A 22,735-nucleotide genomic window follows, 5' to 3' on the forward strand; every position below is an offset into this window, starting at 1 on the left:
CAAAAATGAAATTCATACAAAAAAACGTCCAAAATCCGCTTGTTTCCAAGCATTTTGGACGTTTAAACATTATTCAAGATTGTTGATTGACGCGTTCCTCAATCAACGCACGATTGCGTTTTTTGAAGACTTCGTTGTGCGATGAGACCATCGCTACTTTTGGCGCTTCCGGCTCGATGAAGCGTTTCGCCCGATTGACGGCGTTTGCCGCATCTTGGAACGCACCCGAGATCAAATGGACCTTCCCGTCGTGTGAAAGAATATCTCCGGCAGCATATAGACCCGGTACACTCGACTCGCTCGCCGCGTTCCCCGCGATGTAGAAATCGTCGACCCGCGCGATGTCGAGGTCGCACGCGTCAAGCAGTGCCGCATCCTGTTCATACCCATGATTGATGATGACTTCATCAATTGGAATCTCGACGATCTCGTCTGTTTGACAGTCGATCAACTCGACTGATGCGATCCGTTGATGATCGGGACTTGCGATCAGCTTGTGAATCGTCGTGTTGAGGAGACAGACCGCCGAACTTTTGACGAGCTGGTCGACTTGCGCCTCATGACCTGAGAAACAATCCCGGCGATACGTGACGTAGACTTTTTTCGCGACCGGTTCGAGCTCGTTCGCCCAGTCGATCGCAGAGTTCCCACCACCTGAGACGATGACGGTCTTTCCTTTAAAGCGTTCAATCGATTTGACCGTATAGTTCAAGTTCGACACTTCAAAGCGCTCCGCGCCTTCGACTTTTAATTTTTGTGGATTGAGGATGCCGCCGCCTACCGCGACGATGACCGTCTTCGAATAATGGATCCGACCCGATTCTGCTTCTAAGACGAAGTTGCCGAAGACGTCTTTTGCGATCGAGATGATCTTTTCATTCAATTGAACAGTCGGTTGGAACGTCAGTCCTTGTTCGACGAGTTGAGCCATGAGTTTTTCACCAGTGATCGGTGGCTGTCCGCCGACGTCCCAGATCATCTTTTCCGGATAAACGTGCAATTTTCCTCCGAGTTCTGCTTGATACTCAATCAATTTCGTCTTCATGCCCCGAAGACCACTATAGAACGTCGAATATAACCCTGCAGGTCCTCCGCCGATGATCGTTACGTCGAACAACTCCTGTTCCCTCATCTCACTCACTCCTCGTCTTTGATTACGATTGATTATCATTCTCACTCCCTCATGATAACGTGAACATCTCTTGAACACAAGAAAAAATGTTGACAGCGTTTTTATAGGACTGGTATGGTTAATGAGACGATAGTGATAATCATTATCATTGAAAACGGAGAGAACAACGAAGGAGTCGTCGCGTATGGTACGTCTAGCAACAGAAGAAATCAATATCGGCTACGGTGATCGTCCCATCGTCAAAGACTTGTCCGTCCAAATTCCCGATCGACAAATCACGACAATCATTGGGGCGAACGGATGTGGCAAATCGACTTTATTGAAAGCGATGACACGGATCATTCCTCATCAATCAGGACGTGCATTGCTCGATGGTCTCGATATCGCCAAGGAAAGCACGAAGCTACTTGCCCGGAAAATGGCTATTCTGCCACAAACTCCAGAGAGCGCAAGTGGTCTGACGGTCGCAGAGCTCGTCTCATACGGTCGTTTCCCGTACCAAAAAGGATTCGGACGCTTGACGAAACACGATTACGAGATCATCGATTGGGCACTCGAAGCAACAGACACGATGGCATTCAAACACCGTCCGGTCGATGCGCTGTCGGGTGGTCAACGTCAACGGGTCTGGATTGCGATGGCACTCGCCCAAGAGACGGATATCATCTTCCTCGATGAACCGACGACTTATCTTGATCTCGCCCACCAACTCGAGGTGCTCGAACTGCTCGAGCATCTCAACCGGACCGAAGGACGGACGATCGTCATGGTCCTGCATGATTTGAATCAAGCGGCAAGGTTCGCCGACTATATCATCGCCATGAAAAACGGCGAAGTCGTCAAAGCCGGGACGTGTGAGGAAGTCATCGCAAAAAACGTCTTGCAAGAAGTATTCCATATCGATGCTGAAATCGGACGCGATCCGCGGACGAACAAGCCGATGTGTATCACCTACAACTTAATCAAGGGAGATTGAATCATGAAGAAACTACTTTTACCGGTTCTACTCATTCTCACGCTCGTCATCGCAGCGTGTGGCAATACGGAGAAAAAAGACGACGCAGCATCTGGGTCGAAAAACGAGACGATCACGTACAAATCGGAGAATGGTGACATTAAAGTTCCGGCTAATCCAAAACGTGTCGTCGTCCTCGCTGGTTTTGCCGGCAACGTCATGGCACTCGACGTTCCTGTCGTTGGTGTCGATTCGTGGTCAAAAGCGAATCCGAAGTTCGACAAACTCAAAGATGTCACGGAAGTATCGGAAGAGAACGTTGAAAAAATCATCGAACTCGAACCCGATTTGATCATCGGCTACTCAACAACGAAAAACCTCGATAAAATTAAAAAAATTGCTCCGACAGTTACGTACACATACGGAAAAGTCGACTACTTGACGCAACACATCGAAATCGGTAAATTGCTCAACAAAGAGCAAGAAGCACGCGACTGGGTCAAAGACTTCAAAATACGCGCTGCTGCTGCCGGTAAAGACATCAAAGCAAAAATCGGTGAAGATGCTACTGTGTCTGTCATCGAAAGCTTCGATAAACAACTCTACGTCTTCGGCGATAACTGGGGTCGTGGAACAGAGATTCTCTATCAGGAAATGAAATTGAAAATGCCGGATAAAGTCACGAAGATGGCATTAAAAGATGGATACTACGCGTTGTCACCAGAAGTCCTTCCTGAATACGCAGGCGACTACCTCGTCTTCAGTAAGAGTGCGGAAGCGGACAACTCATTCACGAAAACGGATACGTTCAAGAACATTCCAGCCGTCAAAAACGATCGTGTCTTCGAAGTCGATTCGAAGGAGTTCTACTTCAACGATCCGCTCACACTCGAACGTCAACTCGAGTTCTTCAAGAAAAGTTTCCTTGGCGCATAATGAATAAGGGAGGGAACCTGCGGGATTCCTCCCTTTTTTTGTGGCTCACTCACTGAATCAGAAATGGAGGCGACATTCATGTCAGCTGGTCGAATTCCGTTCGGCATTAAAATCACACTCGGTCTCGTCCTCTTTTTCGGGATGTTCTGGATCGCGATGACGTTCGGTGCTGCCGATACGACGACGCGCGAAGTCTGGAATGCTTTGACGTTCGGACCGTTGAATGAAAAAGCAAAAATCGTCCAGGAAATCCGCTTGCCGCGGGAACTGGCAGCAATCCTTGTTGGAGCGGCACTCGGTGTCTCAGGTGCCATCATGCAGGCCATGACACGCAATCCCCTCGCCGATCCTGGTCTACTCGGTCTGACAGCGGGTGCAAATGCGGCACTGGCGCTCGTCATCGTCCTTTTTCCGAAAATTGACTACTTCGGGATCATGATCGCGTGTTTCGTCGGAGCAGCACTCGGGGCAGCACTTGTCTTTGGAATCGGCGCTTCGAAAAAAGGCGGCTTCTCTCCGCTCCGGATCGTCCTTGCCGGTTCCGCGATCTCAGCGTTTCTGTACGCGATTGCGGAAGGGATCGGGATTTACTTCAAGATTGCACAAGATGTCTCACAATGGACGTCCGGGGGACTCGTCGGGTCGACATGGGGACAACTGCAAGTCATCGCGCCAGTCATCGCAATTGGAATTTTGATTGCGTTCATTTTCTCACGGCAATTGACGATCCTCAGTCTTTCGGAAGAAGTCGCGCTCGGACTCGGACAGAACATCCAGCGGATCAAGGCGGTCCTCTATGTCGTCGTCATCCTGCTTGCCGGTGCTGCCGTAGCACTCGTCGGCAACATGGCATTCATCGGGCTGATGATTCCGCATATCGTCCGCGCGATCGTCGGGACGGACTATCGGTTCATCCTGCCGATGACCGCGATCTTTGGCGCAACGTTCATGTTGCTTGCCGATACGATCGGACGGACGCTGTACGCACCCTATGAGACGCCGGTCATCGCAATCGTCTCGATGCTCGGGCTACCATTCTTCCTCTTAATCGTTCGGAAAGGAGGGCGTGCTTTCTCATGATGGAATCTCGTTTACGCCGTCGCCAGCAACTGACGTTTTGGACGTTACTGGCACTATTGATTGCAACACTCGTCGTCAGCATCGGTCTTGGACCTGCTTCCCTTTCGTACGATCGTTTACTGCCGACGTTACTTGGAAACGGTTCGTTCAAAGAGGAGTTCGTTCTCTATTCACTCCGCTTACCCCGACTGCTCATCACCGTCATGGCGGGAATGGCACTTGCCTTATCCGGTGCAATCCTTCAAGGGATCACACGCAACGAACTCGCTGATCCTGGTATCATCGGCATCAACACGGGAGCTGGCGTCGCCGTCGCCTTGTTCTTCCTGTACTTCCCAACCGATGTCGGGTCATTCATCTATCTGTTACCGGTCGCTGCCTTCTTCGGTGCACTCGTCACCGCGACAGCGATCTACCTGTTCTCGTACGACCGTGTACAAGGACTCCAACCGATTCGGTTGATTTTGACCGGTGTCGGCTTCTCGATGGCACTGTCTGGAATCATGGTCATCCTGATTTCATCGACGCGTCGTGAAAAGGTCGACTTCATCGCGAAGTGGCTCGCTGGTAACATCTGGGGAACAGACTGGATCTTCGTCTACTCGCTCTTGCCATGGTTACTCGTCTTGATTCCGCTGACATTCTATAAGGCAAATAAGCTCAATCTGCTTGCCTTGAATGAACCGGTCGCAATCGGTGTTGGCGTCGCGATTGAAAAAGAACGGATCCAACTCTTGTTGACAGCCGTTGCGCTCGCCGCTGCTGCCGTTTCTGTCACCGGTGGGATTTCCTTCATCGGTTTAATGGCGCCACATATCGCCCGCGCCCTCGTTGGACCACGGCATCAGTTCTTTCTGCCGATTGCCCTCTTACTCGGCGGCTGGTTGCTTGCGTTCGCTGATACGATTGGACGCAACATCGCGGGACCAGACGGCGTACCGGCTGGGATCGTCGTCGCCTTGATCGGAGCACCATACTTCATTTATCTACTGTTGAAGAAATAATCAAAAATCCGCATCGATCAGTGTCTTTCGCTGATCGATGCGGACTTTTTGCTTTACCGTTTCCACCACGCACGTTCGATTTCCCCCATCGTCACGTATGCTGGATCGATTTGTTTGGCCAACCGGTTCATTCGAGTGACGCCAAGACCGACTCCGCCGCTCCAGACAAGTAAGAGAACGAATAAATAACCGGGAGCATTTGGAATCGACAGCATGACGAAGGCGATGATCCACGCCACGACATAACCGATGATCGTCAGACGAGCGACCTTCCGAACAGTCTGTTGATAGATACCTTGCGTTAAATAGGACTTCATGAGTCGTAGCCGAACGATTTCCCGAACGACTCCAATCCCACAAAGACAGAAAAACAAGGTTTGTCCAAAAACGGATTCAACCGCTGGTAAAAACCAAGCAAGTACGGCGACAATCAATCCAGGAATCAAAAAGAAATAGGCGACGACACGCACCGGACGTTTCATTACATTCAGACGTGCTTGTCGCTCGAATAGGTGTTCCATTTCGATGTTCCTTTCTGTCTGACGAAGCGGGCTACTTCTCCGTCACTGATATAATCGGGATCACGCGCTCCGTCGCGTCGGATGATCCATTCGCTGATGAAATAGAGCGGTGTTAAAATCGTAAAAATTGCCACAAGCATCTGCCAGAACGGTCCCTCGATCGTCTGGGTGATGACGATCGTTAAGATCGCGTACAGTAGAACGTGACTACCAATGCGTAGTAAAAATTGGCGACGGACCTGCGCTTTTGAGATGTATCCGTCTAAAATTTTTCGTTTTTTTAGTTGGTAGCGAAAATCGGAGCCGAGAAAAAGGGCTGGAATCGTCAAAATCAACAAGGGGATATCGGTCCACTCGATCAGGATACCAACTGTTATGAATAAGAGCACATTCCAGTACCAACGTGTGCCGAGCCACTCGACATCCCGGTACGCGAGCGCAAGTTTTTGTAGACGTTCTTCACGAGCCGTTTGCATAGCCTCTTCTCCTTTAGCGCGCTTTGTGAATTTCTTTTTCCGTGATATACGTTGGATCAATCTTTCGTGAGACGAACTCTAACGTTTTTCGACAGATCCAGTAGAACGGAATGACGACGATGACGAGACCGATCAAGAAAGATGTATTCGGTCGATCGGCTGCCCAGACAATTAGACCGGCAAGCGCTCCGTATTGTAAAATGCCGATCAGCACATGTACCTGATAGAGCCGTCTTGCTGAATCCTTTGATGTGTATTCCGCAACAAGCGCGAACCGCTTGCGTTGTACGAACATGTCGTAGCCAAAATACAATAACGGGACGATCATCGCGTAGATTGGTTTCTCGAGTGTGTTACTGAGCGCTAAGAATGCCGCAAGCATGACCCACATGCCGGTCTGTGTCTTTTGGTGCATCTCTTCGTACAGCGCCGCCAAGGCATCCGTTTGTGTATGTACGTGTTCCATGATCATCCACCTCTCTATACTGTTATATACTTACATTTTACTGGATCGGTTTCATCTGTATTACGAATTTCAAAAAAAAAAGATGTCCTACCGCTTAGGGTAAGACATCTTCCATGAAGACTAAGCACTGACCTGGATGATCAGATAGATGACGCTATAGGCAACGATCGCGAGCGGTATCATCGCGACACCGATCAGCCAGCCGTTTTTGTCACGGATACCAAGATATAAGACGAGACACCCTACGATGAAGGCGATTAAGGTCGTGAACGGATTCATGGTTGTTCCCCCTCTGACTTGTTTCTGTTCTTAAAATTCCCCCTCTTCTCGTCTCATAAACCCTTCAAGGCGCTTCGGCACGCAAGAAAAGCCAGACGGATTTCCGCCTGGCTTCATCTTTTGTTCCTTATTTTTTCGTGATGACGACTGTTTTCGTAACAACGTGTCCACCGAGGTCCTTCAGTTTCAAGTTGTACGTGTTTTTCCCCTTCTTGAGCGTCACTTTTTTCGTGATTGTCTTTTTGAAGGCTTTCATCTCGTACGGCTCTTTGAACGTCCGGCGGTATTCAGCGCTACCGTTGAAGTCGAAGCGTAATTCGCTGTAGTTATCGCGAAGAACGATCTTCATCTCGGCTGTTTTTGTTTTGCTTGAAACAGTTTTTGGCGCAGTGACGCGAATCGTCGGTAATTCTGTGTCGATGATGACTTGACGACTGAACGCAACACGGTTCCCTTTACCATCGTATGCTTCAACTTTGAATGACTTGACGCCATCCGTCGTGTACGTCACGTCATGGCTGAACGCATAGTTCTGTTGGGCTGCATCGAAACGTAATTTAACGGATTTTCCGTTGATCTTGAATGATTTGATGCCTGATTCATCAGAGACATGACCCGCGATGTTGATGACTTTTGATGTCGCAAGACCAAGTGCGACTGGTGTATCGATTTGAACGTTCGGTACCGCTTTATCAACACCTGTCGTGTTGACGTCTTTTTTCACACTGTTTCCTGCATAATCCTTCACGACGAAGGCAATCTTCGCGCGCTCTGGAAGATCCGTCAACGTGTACGCTTTTTCTGTTGCAGCAAGTGGTTGCTTCAAGACACTCTTACCATTGACGAGGATATCGTATGACGCGACACCTGTTCCTTGGTCACCTGCTGTCCACGAGAGCGTTGATTTCGACGCATCCCACTTCACAGTTGCAGCTGGTTTTTTCGTATCGATATAGACTGGGAAGAGATTCGACTGCCATTTTGCATTCGGATAATCGATCACGGATTTGACTTTGTAGTAGTAAAGACCATCCTTGACCGGTTTCCCGTTGATCGTTCCGTCCCAAGCAGCGCTTGTGACTGGTGTGAATCCGTCCTCTGAACCGCTATCGTAGTAGTTCTTGACGACGTCCGTTTGCGTATCGAACTTCTGAAGCGTTGCTTTGTTACGGTCAAGAATCGAGTACTCGACTTTTTTCGCATTACGGAGGAACGAGATGATCGGGAATGCTTCATCTGCGCTACCATCGTTGTTTGGTGAGAACGAGACTTTGTTCGCGACGACATCGCCAGCAGCATTCGCACCAAGGAATTCGAAGTTATCCTTCACTTCTGTCGCTAGACCTGTCAAACCGTAGAACGTGTTGTCTTCATCGTATAATGGAGCATCTAGAATCGGAGCTTGATCCCATTTTCCTTTGAAGCCGACGTAAGGAACCGTCAATTCTGGATTCTTACTCTTCGTATCGATCAGACGAACGAATCCTTCGACGAAGTAGCCGTTCTCAAAGACTTGTTCGAGCGGAAGTTCGTTTGCCCAGTCCGTTGTATCCTTCAGATCGACCGATACACTGACTTTCGTTGAGCTCTTCGGATTAATCGAGACCGAACTTGCTTTCTTCGAGCCCACTGCGAATGAGATTGGATATGTGCCTTTGTTTGCATCCACTGTACCGATCGTTCCCTTTTTAAAGATGCCGTTTGCTTCGAGGAAGTTCGATCCTTCTGCACCGAGATCCGATTGAACCGTTCCGGCTAACTTATATGTCACTTTTTCACTGCTGTAGTTTTTCAAATCAAGCGTGAACGTGAACTTCTCGCCGACTTCCTTCAAGGATGCCTTACCTTCACCTGACTTCGTCTCTGTGACGACGACTGGTGTCTTCATGGCAGCACGAAGATCCATCAATCCAGCTCCCTCACGACGTGGGGAGTAGAAGTTGCCTGTTTTTAGCTGCGCATTGTATTTTCCTTGATCGAGTTGTGGACGCGACGTGTTCATCAAGATGTTCTTCGCGAGTTTGACGCGTGTCGCACCGTCGACTTTAAAGTCCTTCGCGATCCGTTGCATGACGAGTGCCGTTCCACCAGCGACGTGTGGTGCCGCCATCGATGTCCCACTCATGACGCCATACTCGTTATCGTTGAGCGTCGAGTAGATTTTTCCACCTGGTGCCGTGATTTCTGGTTTGAAGTCAAGGCTTGGTGTGACACCCCATGACGTGAAGTCAGACATTTGTCCTGCGACCGGGTTATCGGCTGAGACTGCTTTTCCGTCGAACGTGACAGCGATTGCCTTGCCCTCTTTTGCTTTTGCTTCAAGATCGTTTCCGTCTGCGATGCTGAGTGTGACGAGTGGAATCGTCGGATTGTTGAGCGCCATGCTGACGTAATCCCCATGATCGACTCGACCGCGGACGATGACACCTGCTGCCCCTTGCTTCTCAGCTTCTGCTTGGATCATACCGTAGTTGAAACCACCGTTACGCACGACGAAGACGACTTTCCCTTTGACGTCTTTACCTTCGTAGTTCGAAGCTTGACCGTCACCGACATAGACGACATCTTTCTTCTCTTTATCGAAGACAGCAATCGGATTCGGTGAATCTTGTTTTTGGTATGCCAAATAACCAGCATCCTGACCGTCAATCGTCAGCGCCATGCCTTCGAGTGTCAATTTCGTATTTTCGAGTGATGCGACTTGGAGTGCTTGGCTCGTTAAACCTGGAGCACCGACGACACCGATATCCGGGTTCGCTGTATACGGATTACCTGCACCATGACCTGCGAATGCCGAGTTACCAGCAGAAATCGCACACAAGATACCGTTGTTCATCGCGTTGACGATTGCGCGTTGTTCTGGATCATCTGCATTGACGAACGATGCCGTCGATCCGAGACTCATGTTGATGACATCGGCTCCGAGTGCAATCGCATCATCGATCGCTTTAATGTAGATATCGCTGAATGTCGATGGCATTCCTGGATCGTTTCCGAAGACTTTCATCGCAAGGAGCTGTGTTTCCGGTGCGACTCCTTTGATGCCGCCGTTTGCTTCATCCCCGTTTGCTCCGACCGTACCCGCGACGTGCATCCCGTGCATTGATGCGCCCGCACCTAAATCACGGATTTCGCTATCGTGATCGGCATAGTTATAGCCGTACGGTACTTTTTCCGTGAAGTACTTTCCTTTTAAGCCTTTTGTTTCTTTCGCACTATCGACTTTTGAAGAAGTCAAATCGATCTTCGTTTCTGGGCTCAAGACCATGTCCTTATGCGATGGATCGATTCCCGTATCGATGACGGCAACGATTGTTCCTTCCCCTTTAAAACCATAGTCCTGCCATGTTTCCTTCGCATTGACCATGTCCTTGCTGTACAGCATGTCTGGCTTGGCACCTTTAGCAACTTCCGGACGCGCATACTCATGGGCGATATGTACGCTCTTGACTCCGCTCAGTTGTTTGATGTCTTCGATGTCGCCGAATTTGACTTCACCACTGAATCCGTTGATGACGGTCGTGAAGCTCTCCTTATATGTAACGGGAATCGCCTTTTTAGCGATAGCTGACTTGACTGATTTTTGGACGTTGACGAGGCGATCTTTGATCGATTCTTTTTCGGCATTGCTCAATGTGCTATACCGCTTGTTTTGAGCTTGTGCGATTTGAATCGCCGGCTTCTCTTCCATCTCGATGACGACACGGACTTTATCCGATTGTTTGTAGTGCTTCTCTTGCCCCGATTTCTTCAGCGAGAGCGCTTGCGGTTTTTGACCCGTTGCTTTGTCTTGCGACGACAGTGCACCTTGCGCACTGACTAGATTGGAAGACGTCATTAAGACGGCTGCCATAAGTGCAATCTTCTTCTTCATGCGTTCGTTTTCCCCTTTTCTGTAAAACCATAGTAGTACTACTGATAAAACAGTTAAACGAAAATTCTGTATATTTAGTTTAATGAATTTAATGGAAATAAACAATTTATATTTGCCTATTTTTTTAATTTATTTGTTTTACGTGACATTTTATATTTTTAAGGAATTAAACTGGGAGTAAAATAAAAACTCCTCGACGCCTCGAGGAGTTGGATATTTGGTATTGGTGGAGACTATCGGGATCGAACCGACGACCTTTTGGCTGCCAGCCAAACGCTCTCCCAGCTGAGCTAAGCCCCCATGAATTATCTTTAGTATACGCATCGCTAACTGCTTTATCAATATAAAAATAACGCTTTCATAAAAAAGAATTCCTTCCAAAATCGTCGGAAGGAATTCACGATTCATTTATTCAATTCACGCATCAAATCCGCCTGTCGTTCAAGCTCTGCCTGTTGCTCGAGGATCAAGACCTTTTTGTACGTCCGCGCAGAAATCAAGATGCTGATCTCATAGAGAACGAACAATGGCACCGAGATCATCAAGTGTGACGTCACATCCGGCGGTGCGATCAATGCCGCAACGACGAACAGCACAAAGTACGCATATTTCCGATTCTTTCGCATGAAATATGGCGTCACGAGACCAAGACGCGTCAGGAACATCGTCACGACCGGCAATTGGAACAGAAGACCGAACGGCATCGTCAATCGGATTAAGAAACTGAAGTAGTTCTCCACTCCGATGACTTGTTCGATTCCAAGCTCTTTCCCGAGATCCGTTGAGACTTCAAGCAAGAAGGGAAGCAACCAGAAATACGAGAAGGCTACGCCAGCCAAAAATAGAAAGAAGATGACCGGAATATACGTCAATGTCGCTTTTTGCTCCTTGTCATAAAGTCCTGGTCGGACGAATGCCCAGAGTTGATACATCCAGAACGGTGACGCTAAAATCAGCGCAATGATGAACGCAAGATTTAAATACAACATTAAAGGATCGGCGACGTTGAAGGCATTCAAACCGATGCCGAGCTCTTTTAAGTCCGCTTGCAAGAAGCGAACGAGCGGTCGGACGAGCGGAAATGCGACAGCGAACAGGACGACGACGATGATAAGCGACCAGACGATCCGCTTACGCAGTTCGTCAAGGTGCGACGTCATGCTTTGCTCTTGATCAACCGTCATGATTCAATCACTTCTCTTTCGGTTCGTCCTTTTTATCGTCGTCCATGATGCCGTTCGTGGCATTCTTGAACTCTTTCAATGTCTGACCTGCAGCGCGTCCGAATTCTGGTAACTTCTTCGGTCCGAAAATGATCAATGCGACGACCGCGATTAATCCGATGCTCGCAGGTCCGATACCTAGTGTGAGCGGAATAAGGTTTTCCATTATGATTTCACTCCTTCAGCTGATTGCGAATAATGCTTCATGAAATAAACTAACGACTGCAACTCGATCGATAAATCAATGTGATGGACCCGGACGCTCGCTGGCACGTTCAACCGTGCAGGCGTAAAGTTCAGGATGCCTGTCACACCATACTCGACTAACTCATCCGCTACTGACTGCGCGAACTGGGATGGAACCGTCAAGATGGCAACATCGACCTGATTCGCTTCGATTTGTTCTTTCATGTCCGAAACATGATAGATTGGAACGTCATGCGTCGTTGTTCCGACCTTCTCTTCGTCCGCATCAAACGCAACGACTATCCGAGTACTATTATTCTTTAAAAAGTTATAATTTGCAAACGCTGTTCCGAGATGACCGACCCCGATTAAGGCAACATTCGTCACCTCATCTTGATTCAAGGTTTTGCGGAAAAACGTTAAGAGATGTTGAACGTTGTATCCATACCCCTTCTTCCCTAATGCCCCAAAGTAGGAAAAATCGCGACGAATCGTTGCTGAATCAACCTTCACCGCCTCGCTTAACTCAGCAGAAGAGACGCGGAGCTTGCCTGAATTGTATAAACTTTGGATGAAGCGATAATATAGCGGCAACCGTTTTGCTGTCGCTTGTGGAATTTTTGTGTCTGGTCCATTCATCCTGCAGTTCCCCCTTCGGCCACATCCATCGTGGCACCCAAATCTTTGCAAAAAGCTTTCTACTCTCCTTGATTGTAAACCACTTCACATAGAGTCACAAATAATATATTCCGCAGGACCTCGCGCTTTTGTTCGTGATAGACTAAAGGGTGGAAGGATGGATGGAAATGATACTCTTACAAGTCAACCAACTCTCGAAATCATTCGGCGTCGAGCCGATTTTAGAAAATATCAAATTGGAAGTACAAGAGCGGGACCGGATTGCGCTCGTCGGACGAAACGGTGCCGGTAAATCGACCTTGCTCAAAATCATCGCTGGCGAACTCAGTCATGACTCGGGTGACATCATGAAAGGCAAGGATGTCAAAATCGGTTATCTCGCGCAAGACAGTGGTCTCGAATCGAACGAGACGATCTGGAACGAGATGCTGACCGTCTTTGAACATCTCCAAGAACAAGAACGGACATTGCGCCGGATGGAAATCGAAATGGGTATGGAGCATATCTTGAACGACCCGGTCGCTTACGATCGTCTCTTGAAGACATACGATCAAGCGCAACACGACTTCTCAGAAGCGGGTGGTTATCAGTTCGAAGCAAATATCCGCTCCGTTTTGCACGGCATGCGCTTTTATCCGGATGATTACTCGCGCCGGATTCAGACATTATCCGGTGGTCAACGGACACGGCTTGCCTTAGCAAAGATGCTCCTGCAAGCACCAGAGCTCCTCATTCTCGATGAGCCGACCAACCACCTCGATATCGATACGCTTGCTTGGCTTGAAAGCTACCTCGGTGGTTATCGTGGTGCCGTCCTGATCGTCTCGCACGACCGGTACTTCCTCGACCAAGTCGTCAATGTCGTCTACGAACTGTCGCGCAATGTCTGTCGTAAGTTCACGGGGAACTATACGAAGTACTTGGAGCAAAAAGCGGCCTTGTACGATCAGGAAATGAAGCAGTTTGAACAGCAGCAAGAAGAGATTGCAAAGATGCAGGACTTTATTCAACGGAACATCGCCCGGGCGACGACGACCAAACGTGCCCAAAGTGTCCGAAAACGACTCGAGAAGGTCGACCGGCTCGATCGACCAGATGGGGATGAGCGTAGTACGGTCCTCTCCTTCCCGATTGAAAAACAAAGTGGGAACGACGTTCTTCAAGTCAATCAACTGGCGATCGGTTACGAAGAAGCTGTCTCAAAAGACATCACGTTCCGCTTGCAACGCGGTGAATCACTGGCACTCGTCGGCCCAAACGGAATCGGAAAGTCGACGCTTCTAAAAGTCCTCGTCGGTCGCTTGCGCCCCCTCTTCGGTGATTTCCGTTTCGGAACCGGCGTCTCGATCGGCTATTACGATCAAGAGCAGGCGGAACTCAATGACCGGAACCGTGTCATCGATGAGATTTGGAACGAATGGCCACTGATGCGTGAACAAGAAGTTCGGTCTGTCCTCGGGCAATTCCTGTTTAGCGGTGACGATGTTTTCAAGATCGTCCATGAGTTATCCGGTGGCGAACGCGGACGTCTCGCGCTCGCGAAACTGAAACTCCGGAAGACGAACGTCCTCGTCCTCGATGAGCCGACGAACCACTTGGATCTGGATTCGAAGATGGTCCTCGAAAATGCGCTCGTCGACTACGAAGGGACATTGCTATTCGTCTCTCACGACCGTTACTTCATCGACCGGATCGCGACCCGCGTCATCGAGATGAGTGAAGCCGGCGTGACGGAATACCTCGGTGATTATTCGTACTACACGGAGAAGAAAGCGGAGCAAGAAGAGATTGCGCGTCTTGAAGCGGAGGAAGCAAAAGCCGCAAAAGTCACTGCGTCGAAGACGATCGACAAGGAAGCACAGAAAGAAGAACGCAAGCGCCGTCAGCAAATCGAACAACTCGAACAAGACATTGAGCGGCTCGAACAGCGTTCGGCAGAAATCGAACAATTACTCTGTGAACCGGAAGTCTTCAATGATATTCCGAAAGCGACAGCTCTTTCAGCAGAACGTGACCAGATTGATGTCGATCTGCTCGAATTGATGGAACGATGGGAGAACCAACACTGATGCGGACGAAAAGTTTTTTCATTAACTTGATTCAAGGACTGCTATCCGGCATCCTTTATTTCGTACCGATGTATGCGGACTATGTGTCCACCTTCATCCGGCCGGATGCTTTTAATGCCGCGCTTCCTTTGTTCCTCCTGATTTCTTGTATGATCGGTCTCGTCATCCAGACATGGAGCGGTCTTTTCGTCAGTTTACTTTCGGGATTATGCTGTACGCTCCTGACGACACAGCTATTCGTCGAACTCACTGACCCGTTGATCTTATCGTATTACGGTAGTGTCTCACCGCTCACCGCTTTCTTGATCAGCTGTGTCGGCATTTGGGCACTCGCGATCGTCTTTTATTTGCTCGATGGCTATCAGTACAGTAAACGTCATGGTCTTGAAGCCTCTTCAAACGAAATCGATCCGCAACCTTGAAGTCCGATCGCTTAATCAGATGAACGACATGAGAAAAAGGAGTGGAGATTCCGGTAGCTAGACCGGTCTCTCCACTCCTTTTCGTTTGAATCGAAACGTTCCTCGTCAAAATAGATCGTACGATGAATCAGGCATTCACACTACTATCATTTTGTCGGTCGGGCAATCGTAAACGTCTTCCCGATCGTCGCATAATCATTCCCTGCTAAACGAGCGACAGCCTTCAATCCTGCTGCGTCAATCCGGAACGACTCGACGAGTTCATCCGCGACGTGATAACGCAGCACTTCTCCAATCAAAAGATCGGCACCTTCTAGCTCGACGTGTTGCGTCAAGCGCATCTCGAACCGGATTTTTGCTTCGGCTATTCCAGGTACTTCGATCGCGTCACTATCGACGAGCGTCAAATCCGTCCGTTCGAGCTCACTTTCACCATAAGCGAGTGGCGCTGCTGTCTCATTGACTGCGTCGACGATCTCTTCGCTGACGATATGGATGACATAACTTTGTTTCGCCAAGATGTTACGTGCCGTATCCTTCTGACCCTGATCCGTCCGTTGTACGGCAATCACCAGTTGTGGCGGACTGCTTGATGCGACCGTAAAGAAGGAAAAGGGTGCGGCGTTGACCGTCCCGTCTTCTCCTTGCGTCGTTACGAAAGCAATCGGACGCGGAATGATGCTTCCGATCAGTAATTTATAATTGTCTTTTGCGCTAAGCGTTGATGCCTCGAACTTCATGAATGACCCACCTTTTTCCTCACCCGATGAGTGCAGCGAGTGAATAGTCTCCAGCACCGATCATCGCTACACCAAGGGCGATGACGATCAATGCCATGTTGTATTCGTACCCGTTCTGCGTCACCCAGTAACCATTCGCACCGTGTACTTTAACGATCGCGACAAGCATCGATCCAATGATGAGGAGTGCTGCGATCCAGAGGAATACGCCTCCTGCAAACAACAAGCCGCCGATCAATTCAGCAAGACCTGCTGTAATCGCGAGTGTCTTCCCTGGCTTCATGCCGATTGATTCGAACCAACCGCCTGTTCCAGCGATTCCGTGTCCGCCGAACCAACCAAATAATTTTTGTGTCCCGTGTGCAGCGAACGTTAAGCCGATGATTAAACGAATAATTAAAAGTCCTGTATCCATCATTGCTCTCTTCTCCTTTTACCTAATGTATTTTAGTTACTTTAAGTAACTCAATAAACAGACTATATCTTATCACTTACTAAAAGTAAATAGATTTGTTTTAGTTCAAGACGTTACATTAAGTAAAATGATTCGATTTTTTTAGCAGAAGCGGGTATACTACAACTATAGAAAGGATGAGTGCTGATGGAAGAAGTCGCAATCCAACCGGCTCTTTGTCCCAAAGTCGAACATGCCTTTGAAATCTTAGGTAAGAAATGGACGGGTCTGATCTTACGTCACTTGTTGACGAAGACATGTCGTTTCAATGAGATTCAAGATGCCATTCCCGAATTATCAGGTCGTATGCTCACGGAACGTATGAAGGAGCTCGAAGCGGAAGGCATCGTCATCCGGACTGTCATTCCCGATCGTCCGATTAAGATTCAATACAGTTTGACCGACAAAGGGCGCCAACTCGAACCGGTCATTCGTTCCATTGAGGAATGGGCCGAACTACAAGACTAATGTATAGAAAAGCATCTTCTTTGGAAGGTGCTTTTTTATATGCCCTTTGACATTGATAATCATTATCAATTAAAGTAGAGAAGTACAGTGAAAGGAGGAAGATGCATGCATATCGCGATTGGATTCGTCAGCATGTCCGGTAATACGGAAGATATCGTCTCGCTCATTCAACATGAACTCGAGCAACACGATGTCGACGTGACGATCACGGAACTAGATCAATTCGTCGGGGAGGACTTATCACGTTTTGATGGTCTATTACTCGGCTCATATACATGGGGAGACGGTGATTTACCGTATGAAGCAGAAGACTTCGTCGAGGAGCTCCGGGAACAATCCTTAGACGGGATACCGGCTGCTGCTTTTGGTTCGGGGGATCTTGATTATCCGAAGTACTGCGCAGCGGTTGATTTGATTGAAGACGCGTTAAAAGAAGCTGGGGCGACCCTCGTCACGGATGGCTTGAAGATTGAGTTTGATCCGAATACCCCGGAGAAACAGACCGCTTGCCGCGCATTCGCACAGACGTTTCATCGCTTTTTACGACAGGTTCATTCTTGAGTGTCGTTTGAATCCGTACTGTAAGGGAATCGTTAAAACAGACTCTATGAAAGTGAGATGAATGTTTTATGACGATTCAAGCACTTGTCTTTGACGTCTACGGTACATTATTCGATGTCCATTCCGTCAAAGAAAAAGCCGAAGAACTTTACCCGGGTCACGGAGAAGCGATCAGCAAACGCTGGCGGGAGAAACAACTGGAGTACTCTTTCCTCCGACAATTGAACGGACAGTATGTGCCGTTCAGCCAAGTGACACAAGATGCTCTCCGCTATACGTTACTCGAACTGAAGCTCCATGTGACCGAGGAACAAATCACGACCTTAATGGAGACGTACCTGACGCTTAATGTATATCCCGAAGTTAGCTCCGTTCTCGAGACGATGGCGGACAAGCGCCTAGTCGTCTTCTCGAATGGTTCCCATGATATGCTCGATCCGCTGATTGAGCAGTCAGGCTTAGCCGATCGGTTCGAACATCTCGTCAGTGTCGATGATATCAAACAGTATAAGCCAGCACCTGCATCCTATATGCATGCCTTAAACACGCTCGGTCTAAAACGCGAGGAAATCCTCTTCATGTCCTCGAACGGTTGGGACATCACCGGGGCGAAGAGTTTCGGCTTCAAAACGGCATGGATCAATCGAAATGGACTTCCGGTCGAGGAATTGAATCTCGATCCCGATCGTATCTATGATGACTTGACGGGTATCACTGAATGGCAATGAACGAACAACAGCGGACTCCTATTTAGGAATCCGCTGTTTTCATGGATTTAGTAATTAGACAAACGTGAGTAACCCTTCTTGAATAGATCGAGTTTCAGACCGCCTTCTTTTTCGATGAAGAAGAGGTATTCGTTTTGATCCGTATCCTTATAGAAGACCTTAAATAACGTCAACGTCCGTTTTTTATTGTTCTCGACAGCCGTCACCTCATGCTTTGAGATGACCTCGGCTTGGACTTGTTCTGCATCCATCTTTTGAATCATTGGTTCGAATGACTTCTTTTCTTGATCCGTCACTGGTGTTCCGGAAGCAATCATGAAATAATCATCACTCGCCTTGTTCGTTAAACCATACTTCCGATCGACGATGACGACGTTACTGAGCTTACCATTGACTGTCTGATCAAAAGCATATAACTTTTGAATCCGGGTCTTTTCCCCTTCTGCTCGTCCGATTTCGTAAAGTGGACGTTGTTTCGTATTCGTCTCGACCGCTTTTTTATCGGGTACGAGTTCTTCCTTATAGGCGACTTGGTATGCGTTGACGATTTCTCGGATCTGAAGTCCGATCGCGACGATGACCAGTACCGCTAACAATGCGATGATGACTTTTTTCATTCCATTTCCCCCAAGTTGTTCGGATTCCTTACTTTAAATCTAGCCCAGGTTCTGCGTTCATGGCAAGTGTCGAATAGCGTAACGCGCGATACGGATGAATCGCAGCCGCTCCGATCATCGCTGCATTGTCTCCACACAGGTGCATCGGCGGAATGACGAGATCGATTCCTTCCTTCGCACACGCTGCTTCGAGACCTTGGCGTAATCCTTTGTTGGCAGCGACGCCACCAGCAAGCAGTAATTGACGTCCCCCTTTATCCTTCACGGCACGGACCGCCTTCGTCACGAGTACCTCGACGACGCTCGCTTGGAAACTCGCAGCTAAATCTTCCGGGATGATCGTTTCTCCCCGTTGTTCGGCGTTATGCACAGCATTGATGACTGCTGACTTCAAACCGCTGAAGCTAAAGTCATACGAATCCTTTTCGAGCCAGACACGTGGAAAATGGAACGTATCCTGACCAGTCTGTGCCAACTGGTCGATTCGTGGACCACCTGGATACGGTAACTTCAACGTCCGAGCAACTTTATCATATGCTTCCCCGGCGGCGTCATCCCGTGTTTCACCAATGACTTCATATACACCGTCTTCCGGCATGTAGATCAGTTCCGTGTGCCCACCTGATGCAATCAAACAGACGAGCGGAAACTCAAGCTCTTGCACGAGACGATTCGCATAGATATGACCTGCGATATGATGAACACCGATCAATGGTTTATTGTGAGCAAAGGCGAGTGCCTTCGCTGCGCTGACACCAACGAGCAGTGCTCCAACGAGTCCAGGTCCTTCCGTGACGGCGATCGCATCGATATCGTCGATCGTGACGTTTGCTTCCGTCAAAGCATCATCGATGACGTATGTGATCCGTTCAACGTGATGGCGTGAAGCCACTTCAGGCACGACGCCACCGAATCGTTTATGACTTTCGATTTGAGACGAGACGACGTTCGATAAGACGTCGATTCCTCCACGGACGACGGCAGCTGCCGTTTCGTCGCAACTCGATTCAATTGCTAGAATCAATGGTTGTGTCATAGGTCTTCTCCCTCCAGCTCCAGCCAGTAGATGGCAGCATCTTCATTGTTATCTTGATAATATCGTTTTCGGACACCGACATACTGAAATCCGAGTTTTTCATATAAAGTCCGCGCTGGTGTGTTCGAGACACGTACTTCGAGTGTCATCGCCCGCAAACTAAGCGCACGACCGACGGCGATCAATGCCGTTAGCAGATCTTCCCCGAACCCTTGTCCGCGATGCGACTGCTTGACGGCAATATTCGTAATATGTCCTTCATCCGCGATATGCCACAGACCAGCAAACCCAACGATACCATCTTGATCGGCAACGACATAATAGGCATTCGGATTTTGTGTCATTTCCGCTTCGAAGGCATCTAGCGTCCACGGTGTCGCAAACGATTCGAGTTCAACCGCATGAACACCTGCAGCGTCCTGTACGGTCATCCGACGAATGCCCTTACTCATGACGCTGTGCCTCAATCCATTTCGCCTCTGCTTCAGCTAGACGCAGGTATCGTGGTTCGAACGCATGCGCTTCGACCGTCTGGCGTGTTGCACCGAGTAAAGCGAGTACACCGGCACGTGGAGTCCGGAAAGCAGGAGCCGCCTTTTCAAATGGCTGAAGAATCTCTTCGAACGCATCGACGTCTCCTGTGACGAGCGTATCTGGCGGTAACGTCTTCACAAAAGAAGCGATCTCGACATGCTGTTCTTCACCGATTCGTTTCCCGGCGTCGTACACTCCGACAAACCCTGCTCCACGCCGCGCATCTTGAATTGCTGCGACACGTCCCGTATGACCTGTCGAAGCCGCCATCAGTTCAAGTGTCGAGATGGCAACGAGCTCGATGCCCAGTGTATAGGCGAGCGTCTTCGCTGTCGTCGCTCCAATCCGTAATCCGGTATAAGAACCAGGACCGTCAGCAACGACGACACGTGTCAGTTGAGCCGGTGTCCATTTTGCTTCCACCATCAAGCGCTCAAGCAACGGCATGAGTTTCGTCGCATGATTCAAGAACGTGACATAAGAAGCTTCTGCTACGATCTGTTTCCCGTCTGAAAGAGCAACCGATAATTGTTTCGTCGATGTATCAATAGCTACGATTTTCATGATTTCAATCCCTCACATAATGTAATGTATCGTTCTCCGATCGGCGTCAGCTCAAAACGTCGACTATCATCACCCGTTCGCGTGATCGTGATTGCCAAACGTTCAGGTGGGAGGCTGTCCGCGATCAATTCAGACCACTCGACGACGGCGACGCCTTCACCGTTCAAATATTCTTCAAGTCCGATATCATCACCGGAACCTTCCAAGCGATAGACATCCATGTGATAAAGAGGAAGACGTCCCGTATAGACTTTCATGATCGTAAAGGTAGGGCTGTTGACGTGACGCGTCACACCTAACCCTTTCGCAAAGCTTTGCGTAAAGGTCGTTTTCCCAGCACCTAAATCCCCATCGAGCGTAATGACCATTCCCGCTTCAGCACGTCGTCCGAGTTCAAGGGCCAAGGCAGTCGTTTCTTCCAAGCTGTTCATTTCCAGTTCTATCATACGATGTCTCCTCCTTTAATACGTACTGTTCGTCCTTCTCTATTGTACCGAACGAAAAAGGCAAAAAAAAATACGAAACGCTGAACGTTTCGTAGTAAAGTTGAAGTTAAGTTTAAAATTGGTTGCGGGGGCCGGATTTGAACCGACGACCTTTGGGTTATGAGCCCAACGAGCTACCAGACTGCTCCACCCCGCGACGATAAACGTTTCGGATTTGATTATTTAAAAATTGGTTGCGGGGGCCGGATTTGAACCGACGACCTTTGGGTTATGAGCCCAACGAGCTACCAGACTGCTCCACCCCGCGATGATATAACGTTTCGACAGATATTAATATAACATGCGTCTTTTAAATTGGCAAGTCTTTTTGCCTTATTTCTTTTTACTAACTGTCATAATGAATATTCTTCTATACTGATACGAAAGGAGTGAGCAGATGGGATACTTATTAGATTTACGAAAGATCGTAGGCAACCGACCGTTGATCAGCGTGGGTGCGACCGTACTCGTCATGAATTCACAACATGAACTGCTATTTCAATATCGTTCGGATACACACAGTTGGGGACTCCCCGGTGGTTCGATGGAACCAGGTGAGACACTTGAAGAAGTTGCGATGCGCGAGTTGCAGGAAGAAACCGGACTTCAAGCACGCAGCGTTCAGCTGCTAGACGTCTTCTCGGGTCCTGATTACTTCTTCCGTTATCCAAATGGCGATCAAACCTACAGTGTGATCCATCTCTTTCAAGCAAAAGACGTATCGGGTACCTTACAAATGACGGACGGAGAGAGTCTCGACTTACAGTATTTCTCCCTGAATCAATTACCAACACCTCTTGAAGCACGTGCTGCAGCGCTCTTACGCCAAGTCACGCCTCGTCTTCTTAGCACAACCCCTTCTTTTTAATCTAGATGCTTCGCTTAAACTGACGTGATGGCGGATTGACGTCCATTCGTCAGTTTTTTTTCTTTCTTATCTAAAAGGACTACACAAAAAGACCGACCTGCAATCTGCAGATCGGTCAAGTGCCTGGCAACGTCCTATCCTCACAGGGGGAAGCCCCCAACTACTTTCGGCGTTCAAGTGCTTAACTTCCGTGTTCGGCATGGGAACGGGTGTGACCACTTGGCTATCGTCACCAGACGACGGGCTCGCGCCCTCAAAACTGAAGTCATCAACAAGCATCTGCTAGAACAAGGCCTCGACCGATTAGTATCACTCAGCTCCACATGTCACCATGCTTCCACCCGTGACCTATCTACCTCATCGTCTCTGAGGGGTCTTTCTTGATTACTCAAAGGGAAATCTCATCTTGGAGGGGGCT

The 22,735-nt window shown here is 48.8% G+C and carries 26 protein-coding genes, 3 tRNA genes and 2 rRNA genes; 10 read left to right on the forward strand and 21 right to left on the reverse strand.

Going from position 1 to position 22,735, the window contains the following annotated elements:
• Positions 1-73: 73 nt before the first annotated feature.
• Positions 74-1,132, reverse strand: a complete 1,059-nt coding sequence (locus KNQ03_RS08080) for an NAD(P)/FAD-dependent oxidoreductase (protein WP_029342814.1) — start codon at positions 1,130-1,132, stop codon at positions 74-76.
• 184 nt (positions 1,133-1,316) lie between these two features.
• On the opposite strand from KNQ03_RS08080, the gene KNQ03_RS08085 reads away from it, so the two are divergent.
• The 4 genes from KNQ03_RS08085 to KNQ03_RS08100 all read left to right on the forward strand — a co-directional run bounded on the left by KNQ03_RS08085 (position 1,317) and on the right by KNQ03_RS08100 (position 5,107).
• Positions 1,317-2,108 carry an ABC transporter ATP-binding protein gene (locus KNQ03_RS08085; RefSeq protein ID WP_029342815.1) on the forward strand — a complete coding sequence of 264 codons (792 nt, stop codon included), beginning with the start codon at positions 1,317-1,319 and terminating at the stop codon, positions 2,106-2,108.
• A 3-nt stretch (positions 2,109-2,111) separates the two neighbouring features.
• A complete protein-coding gene (locus KNQ03_RS08090; protein WP_214724227.1) occupies positions 2,112-3,023 on the forward strand; it encodes an iron-hydroxamate ABC transporter substrate-binding protein in 912 nt (303 codons plus the stop codon).
• A gap of 78 nt (positions 3,024-3,101) precedes the next feature.
• On the forward strand, positions 3,102-4,103 hold the full coding sequence (locus KNQ03_RS08095) for a FecCD family ABC transporter permease (RefSeq protein WP_214724229.1): 1,002 nt from the start codon (positions 3,102-3,104) through the stop codon (positions 4,101-4,103).
• A complete protein-coding gene (locus KNQ03_RS08100; RefSeq protein WP_214724327.1) occupies positions 4,103-5,107 on the forward strand; it encodes a FecCD family ABC transporter permease in 1,005 nt (334 codons plus the stop codon). Before KNQ03_RS08095 ends, KNQ03_RS08100 begins: the two co-directional genes overlap by 1 nt.
• A 53-nt stretch (positions 5,108-5,160) precedes the next feature.
• On the opposite strand, the gene KNQ03_RS08105 is transcribed toward KNQ03_RS08100, so the two are convergent.
• From KNQ03_RS08105 to KNQ03_RS08145, 9 genes are all read right to left on the reverse strand, one after another.
• Positions 5,161-5,628 carry a hypothetical protein gene (locus KNQ03_RS08105; protein ID WP_214724230.1) on the reverse strand — a complete coding sequence of 156 codons (468 nt, stop codon included), beginning with the start codon at positions 5,626-5,628 and terminating at the stop codon, positions 5,161-5,163.
• Positions 5,595-6,104: a hypothetical protein gene (locus KNQ03_RS08110; protein ID WP_214724232.1), complete on the reverse strand. Its 510-nt coding sequence runs from the start codon at positions 6,102-6,104 to the stop codon at positions 5,595-5,597. The genes KNQ03_RS08105 and KNQ03_RS08110 overlap by 34 nt, the downstream gene beginning before the upstream one ends.
• Positions 6,105-6,117: 13 nt before the next feature.
• On the reverse strand, positions 6,118-6,570 hold the full coding sequence (locus KNQ03_RS08115; RefSeq protein WP_214724234.1) for a hypothetical protein: 453 nt from the start codon (positions 6,568-6,570) through the stop codon (positions 6,118-6,120).
• A gap of 120 nt (positions 6,571-6,690) precedes the next feature.
• Positions 6,691-6,849, reverse strand: a complete 159-nt coding sequence (locus tag KNQ03_RS08120) for a hypothetical protein (protein ID WP_014971497.1) — start codon at positions 6,847-6,849, stop codon at positions 6,691-6,693.
• A 127-nt stretch (positions 6,850-6,976) separates the two neighbouring features.
• Positions 6,977-10,723, reverse strand: a complete 3,747-nt coding sequence (locus KNQ03_RS08125) for a S8 family serine peptidase (protein WP_214724236.1) — start codon at positions 10,721-10,723, stop codon at positions 6,977-6,979.
• Positions 10,724-10,947: 224 nt separating this feature from the next.
• Positions 10,948-11,023 (reverse strand) — tRNA-Ala (locus KNQ03_RS08130).
• Between the two features lie 104 nt (positions 11,024-11,127).
• Positions 11,128-11,907, reverse strand: a complete 780-nt coding sequence (gene tatC / locus KNQ03_RS08135; protein ID WP_149427966.1) for a twin-arginine translocase subunit TatC — start codon at positions 11,905-11,907, stop codon at positions 11,128-11,130.
• 7 nt (positions 11,908-11,914) lie between these two features.
• A complete protein-coding gene (locus KNQ03_RS08140) occupies positions 11,915-12,112 on the reverse strand; it encodes a twin-arginine translocase TatA/TatE family subunit (protein WP_029342825.1) in 198 nt (65 codons plus the stop codon).
• On the reverse strand, positions 12,112-12,771 hold the full coding sequence (locus KNQ03_RS08145; protein ID WP_023469604.1) for a redox-sensing transcriptional repressor Rex: 660 nt from the start codon (positions 12,769-12,771) through the stop codon (positions 12,112-12,114). Before KNQ03_RS08145 ends, KNQ03_RS08140 begins: the two co-directional genes overlap by 1 nt.
• Positions 12,772-12,938: 167 nt before the next feature.
• On the opposite strand from KNQ03_RS08145, the gene KNQ03_RS08150 reads away from it, so the two are divergent.
• Together KNQ03_RS08150 and KNQ03_RS08155 are read left to right on the forward strand one after the other, a co-directional pair.
• Complete coding sequence (locus KNQ03_RS08150) at positions 12,939-14,840, forward strand: ATP-binding cassette domain-containing protein (RefSeq protein ID WP_029342826.1); 1,902 nt, start codon at positions 12,939-12,941, stop codon at positions 14,838-14,840.
• Positions 14,822-15,262: a hypothetical protein gene (locus KNQ03_RS08155; protein WP_152548198.1), complete on the forward strand. Its 441-nt coding sequence runs from the start codon at positions 14,822-14,824 to the stop codon at positions 15,260-15,262. The genes KNQ03_RS08150 and KNQ03_RS08155 overlap by 19 nt, the downstream gene beginning before the upstream one ends.
• 146 nt (positions 15,263-15,408) lie before the next feature.
• On the opposite strand, the gene KNQ03_RS08160 is transcribed toward KNQ03_RS08155, so the two are convergent.
• Positions 15,409-16,002 (reverse strand): flavin reductase family protein, encoded by a 594-nt coding sequence (locus KNQ03_RS08160; protein ID WP_058704188.1) that lies wholly within the window; start codon positions 16,000-16,002, stop codon positions 15,409-15,411.
• A 19-nt stretch (positions 16,003-16,021) separates the two neighbouring features.
• Entirely contained in the window at positions 16,022-16,420 is a 399-nt protein-coding gene (locus tag KNQ03_RS08165) for a DoxX family protein (RefSeq protein ID WP_149427968.1), read from the reverse strand.
• 183 nt (positions 16,421-16,603) lie between these two features.
• Between KNQ03_RS08165 and KNQ03_RS08170 the strand changes: the two genes are divergently transcribed.
• The 3 genes from KNQ03_RS08170 (at position 16,604) to KNQ03_RS08180 (ending at position 18,213) form a co-directional block, all read left to right on the forward strand.
• Positions 16,604-16,924, forward strand: a complete 321-nt coding sequence (locus tag KNQ03_RS08170; RefSeq protein ID WP_023469609.1) for a winged helix-turn-helix transcriptional regulator — start codon at positions 16,604-16,606, stop codon at positions 16,922-16,924.
• Between the two features lie 105 nt (positions 16,925-17,029).
• Positions 17,030-17,485 carry a flavodoxin gene (locus KNQ03_RS08175; RefSeq protein WP_214724238.1) on the forward strand — a complete coding sequence of 152 codons (456 nt, stop codon included), beginning with the start codon at positions 17,030-17,032 and terminating at the stop codon, positions 17,483-17,485.
• A 68-nt stretch (positions 17,486-17,553) separates the two neighbouring features.
• Entirely contained in the window at positions 17,554-18,213 is a 660-nt protein-coding gene (locus KNQ03_RS08180) for a haloacid dehalogenase type II (protein ID WP_149427970.1), read from the forward strand.
• Positions 18,214-18,260: 47 nt separating this feature from the next.
• Here KNQ03_RS08180 and KNQ03_RS08185 read toward each other — a convergent pair whose 3' ends face one another.
• The 7 genes from KNQ03_RS08185 to KNQ03_RS08215 form a co-directional block, all read right to left on the reverse strand.
• Positions 18,261-18,830, reverse strand: a complete 570-nt coding sequence (locus KNQ03_RS08185; RefSeq protein ID WP_058704191.1) for a hypothetical protein — start codon at positions 18,828-18,830, stop codon at positions 18,261-18,263.
• 28 nt (positions 18,831-18,858) lie between these two features.
• Positions 18,859-19,866, reverse strand: a complete 1,008-nt coding sequence (tsaD, locus tag KNQ03_RS08190) for a tRNA (adenosine(37)-N6)-threonylcarbamoyltransferase complex transferase subunit TsaD (RefSeq protein WP_214724240.1) — start codon at positions 19,864-19,866, stop codon at positions 18,859-18,861.
• Positions 19,863-20,318, reverse strand: a complete 456-nt coding sequence (gene rimI / locus KNQ03_RS08195; protein ID WP_214724242.1) for a ribosomal protein S18-alanine N-acetyltransferase — start codon at positions 20,316-20,318, stop codon at positions 19,863-19,865. Before rimI ends, tsaD begins: the two co-directional genes overlap by 4 nt.
• Positions 20,311-20,964 carry a tRNA (adenosine(37)-N6)-threonylcarbamoyltransferase complex dimerization subunit type 1 TsaB gene (gene tsaB / locus KNQ03_RS08200; protein WP_214724244.1) on the reverse strand — a complete coding sequence of 218 codons (654 nt, stop codon included), beginning with the start codon at positions 20,962-20,964 and terminating at the stop codon, positions 20,311-20,313. The genes rimI and tsaB overlap by 8 nt, the downstream gene beginning before the upstream one ends.
• Entirely contained in the window at positions 20,961-21,410 is a 450-nt protein-coding gene (gene tsaE / locus KNQ03_RS08205) for a tRNA (adenosine(37)-N6)-threonylcarbamoyltransferase complex ATPase subunit type 1 TsaE (RefSeq protein WP_023469616.1), read from the reverse strand. Before tsaE ends, tsaB begins: the two co-directional genes overlap by 4 nt.
• Before the next feature lie 119 nt (positions 21,411-21,529).
• Positions 21,530-21,606: transfer RNA gene (locus KNQ03_RS08210), tRNA-Met, on the reverse strand.
• A gap of 34 nt (positions 21,607-21,640) precedes the next feature.
• A tRNA-Met gene (locus KNQ03_RS08215) sits at positions 21,641-21,717 on the reverse strand.
• Positions 21,718-21,846: 129 nt separating this feature from the next.
• Between KNQ03_RS08215 and KNQ03_RS08220 the strand changes: the two genes are divergently transcribed.
• On the forward strand, positions 21,847-22,317 hold the full coding sequence (locus tag KNQ03_RS08220; RefSeq protein WP_214724246.1) for an NUDIX hydrolase: 471 nt from the start codon (positions 21,847-21,849) through the stop codon (positions 22,315-22,317).
• Between the two features lie 121 nt (positions 22,318-22,438).
• On the opposite strand, the gene rrf is transcribed toward KNQ03_RS08220, so the two are convergent.
• Both rrf and KNQ03_RS08230 read right to left on the reverse strand, forming a co-directional pair.
• Positions 22,439-22,554: ribosomal RNA gene (gene rrf / locus KNQ03_RS08225) — 5S ribosomal RNA — on the reverse strand.
• A 46-nt stretch (positions 22,555-22,600) separates the two neighbouring features.
• A 23S ribosomal RNA gene (locus tag KNQ03_RS08230) occupies positions 22,601-22,735 on the reverse strand; the annotation flags it as partial.

Source organism: Exiguobacterium sp. s143 (genome assembly GCF_018618895.1).
In the GTDB taxonomy this organism is placed as follows: domain Bacteria; phylum Bacillota; class Bacilli; order Exiguobacteriales; family Exiguobacteriaceae; genus Exiguobacterium_A; species Exiguobacterium_A abrahamii.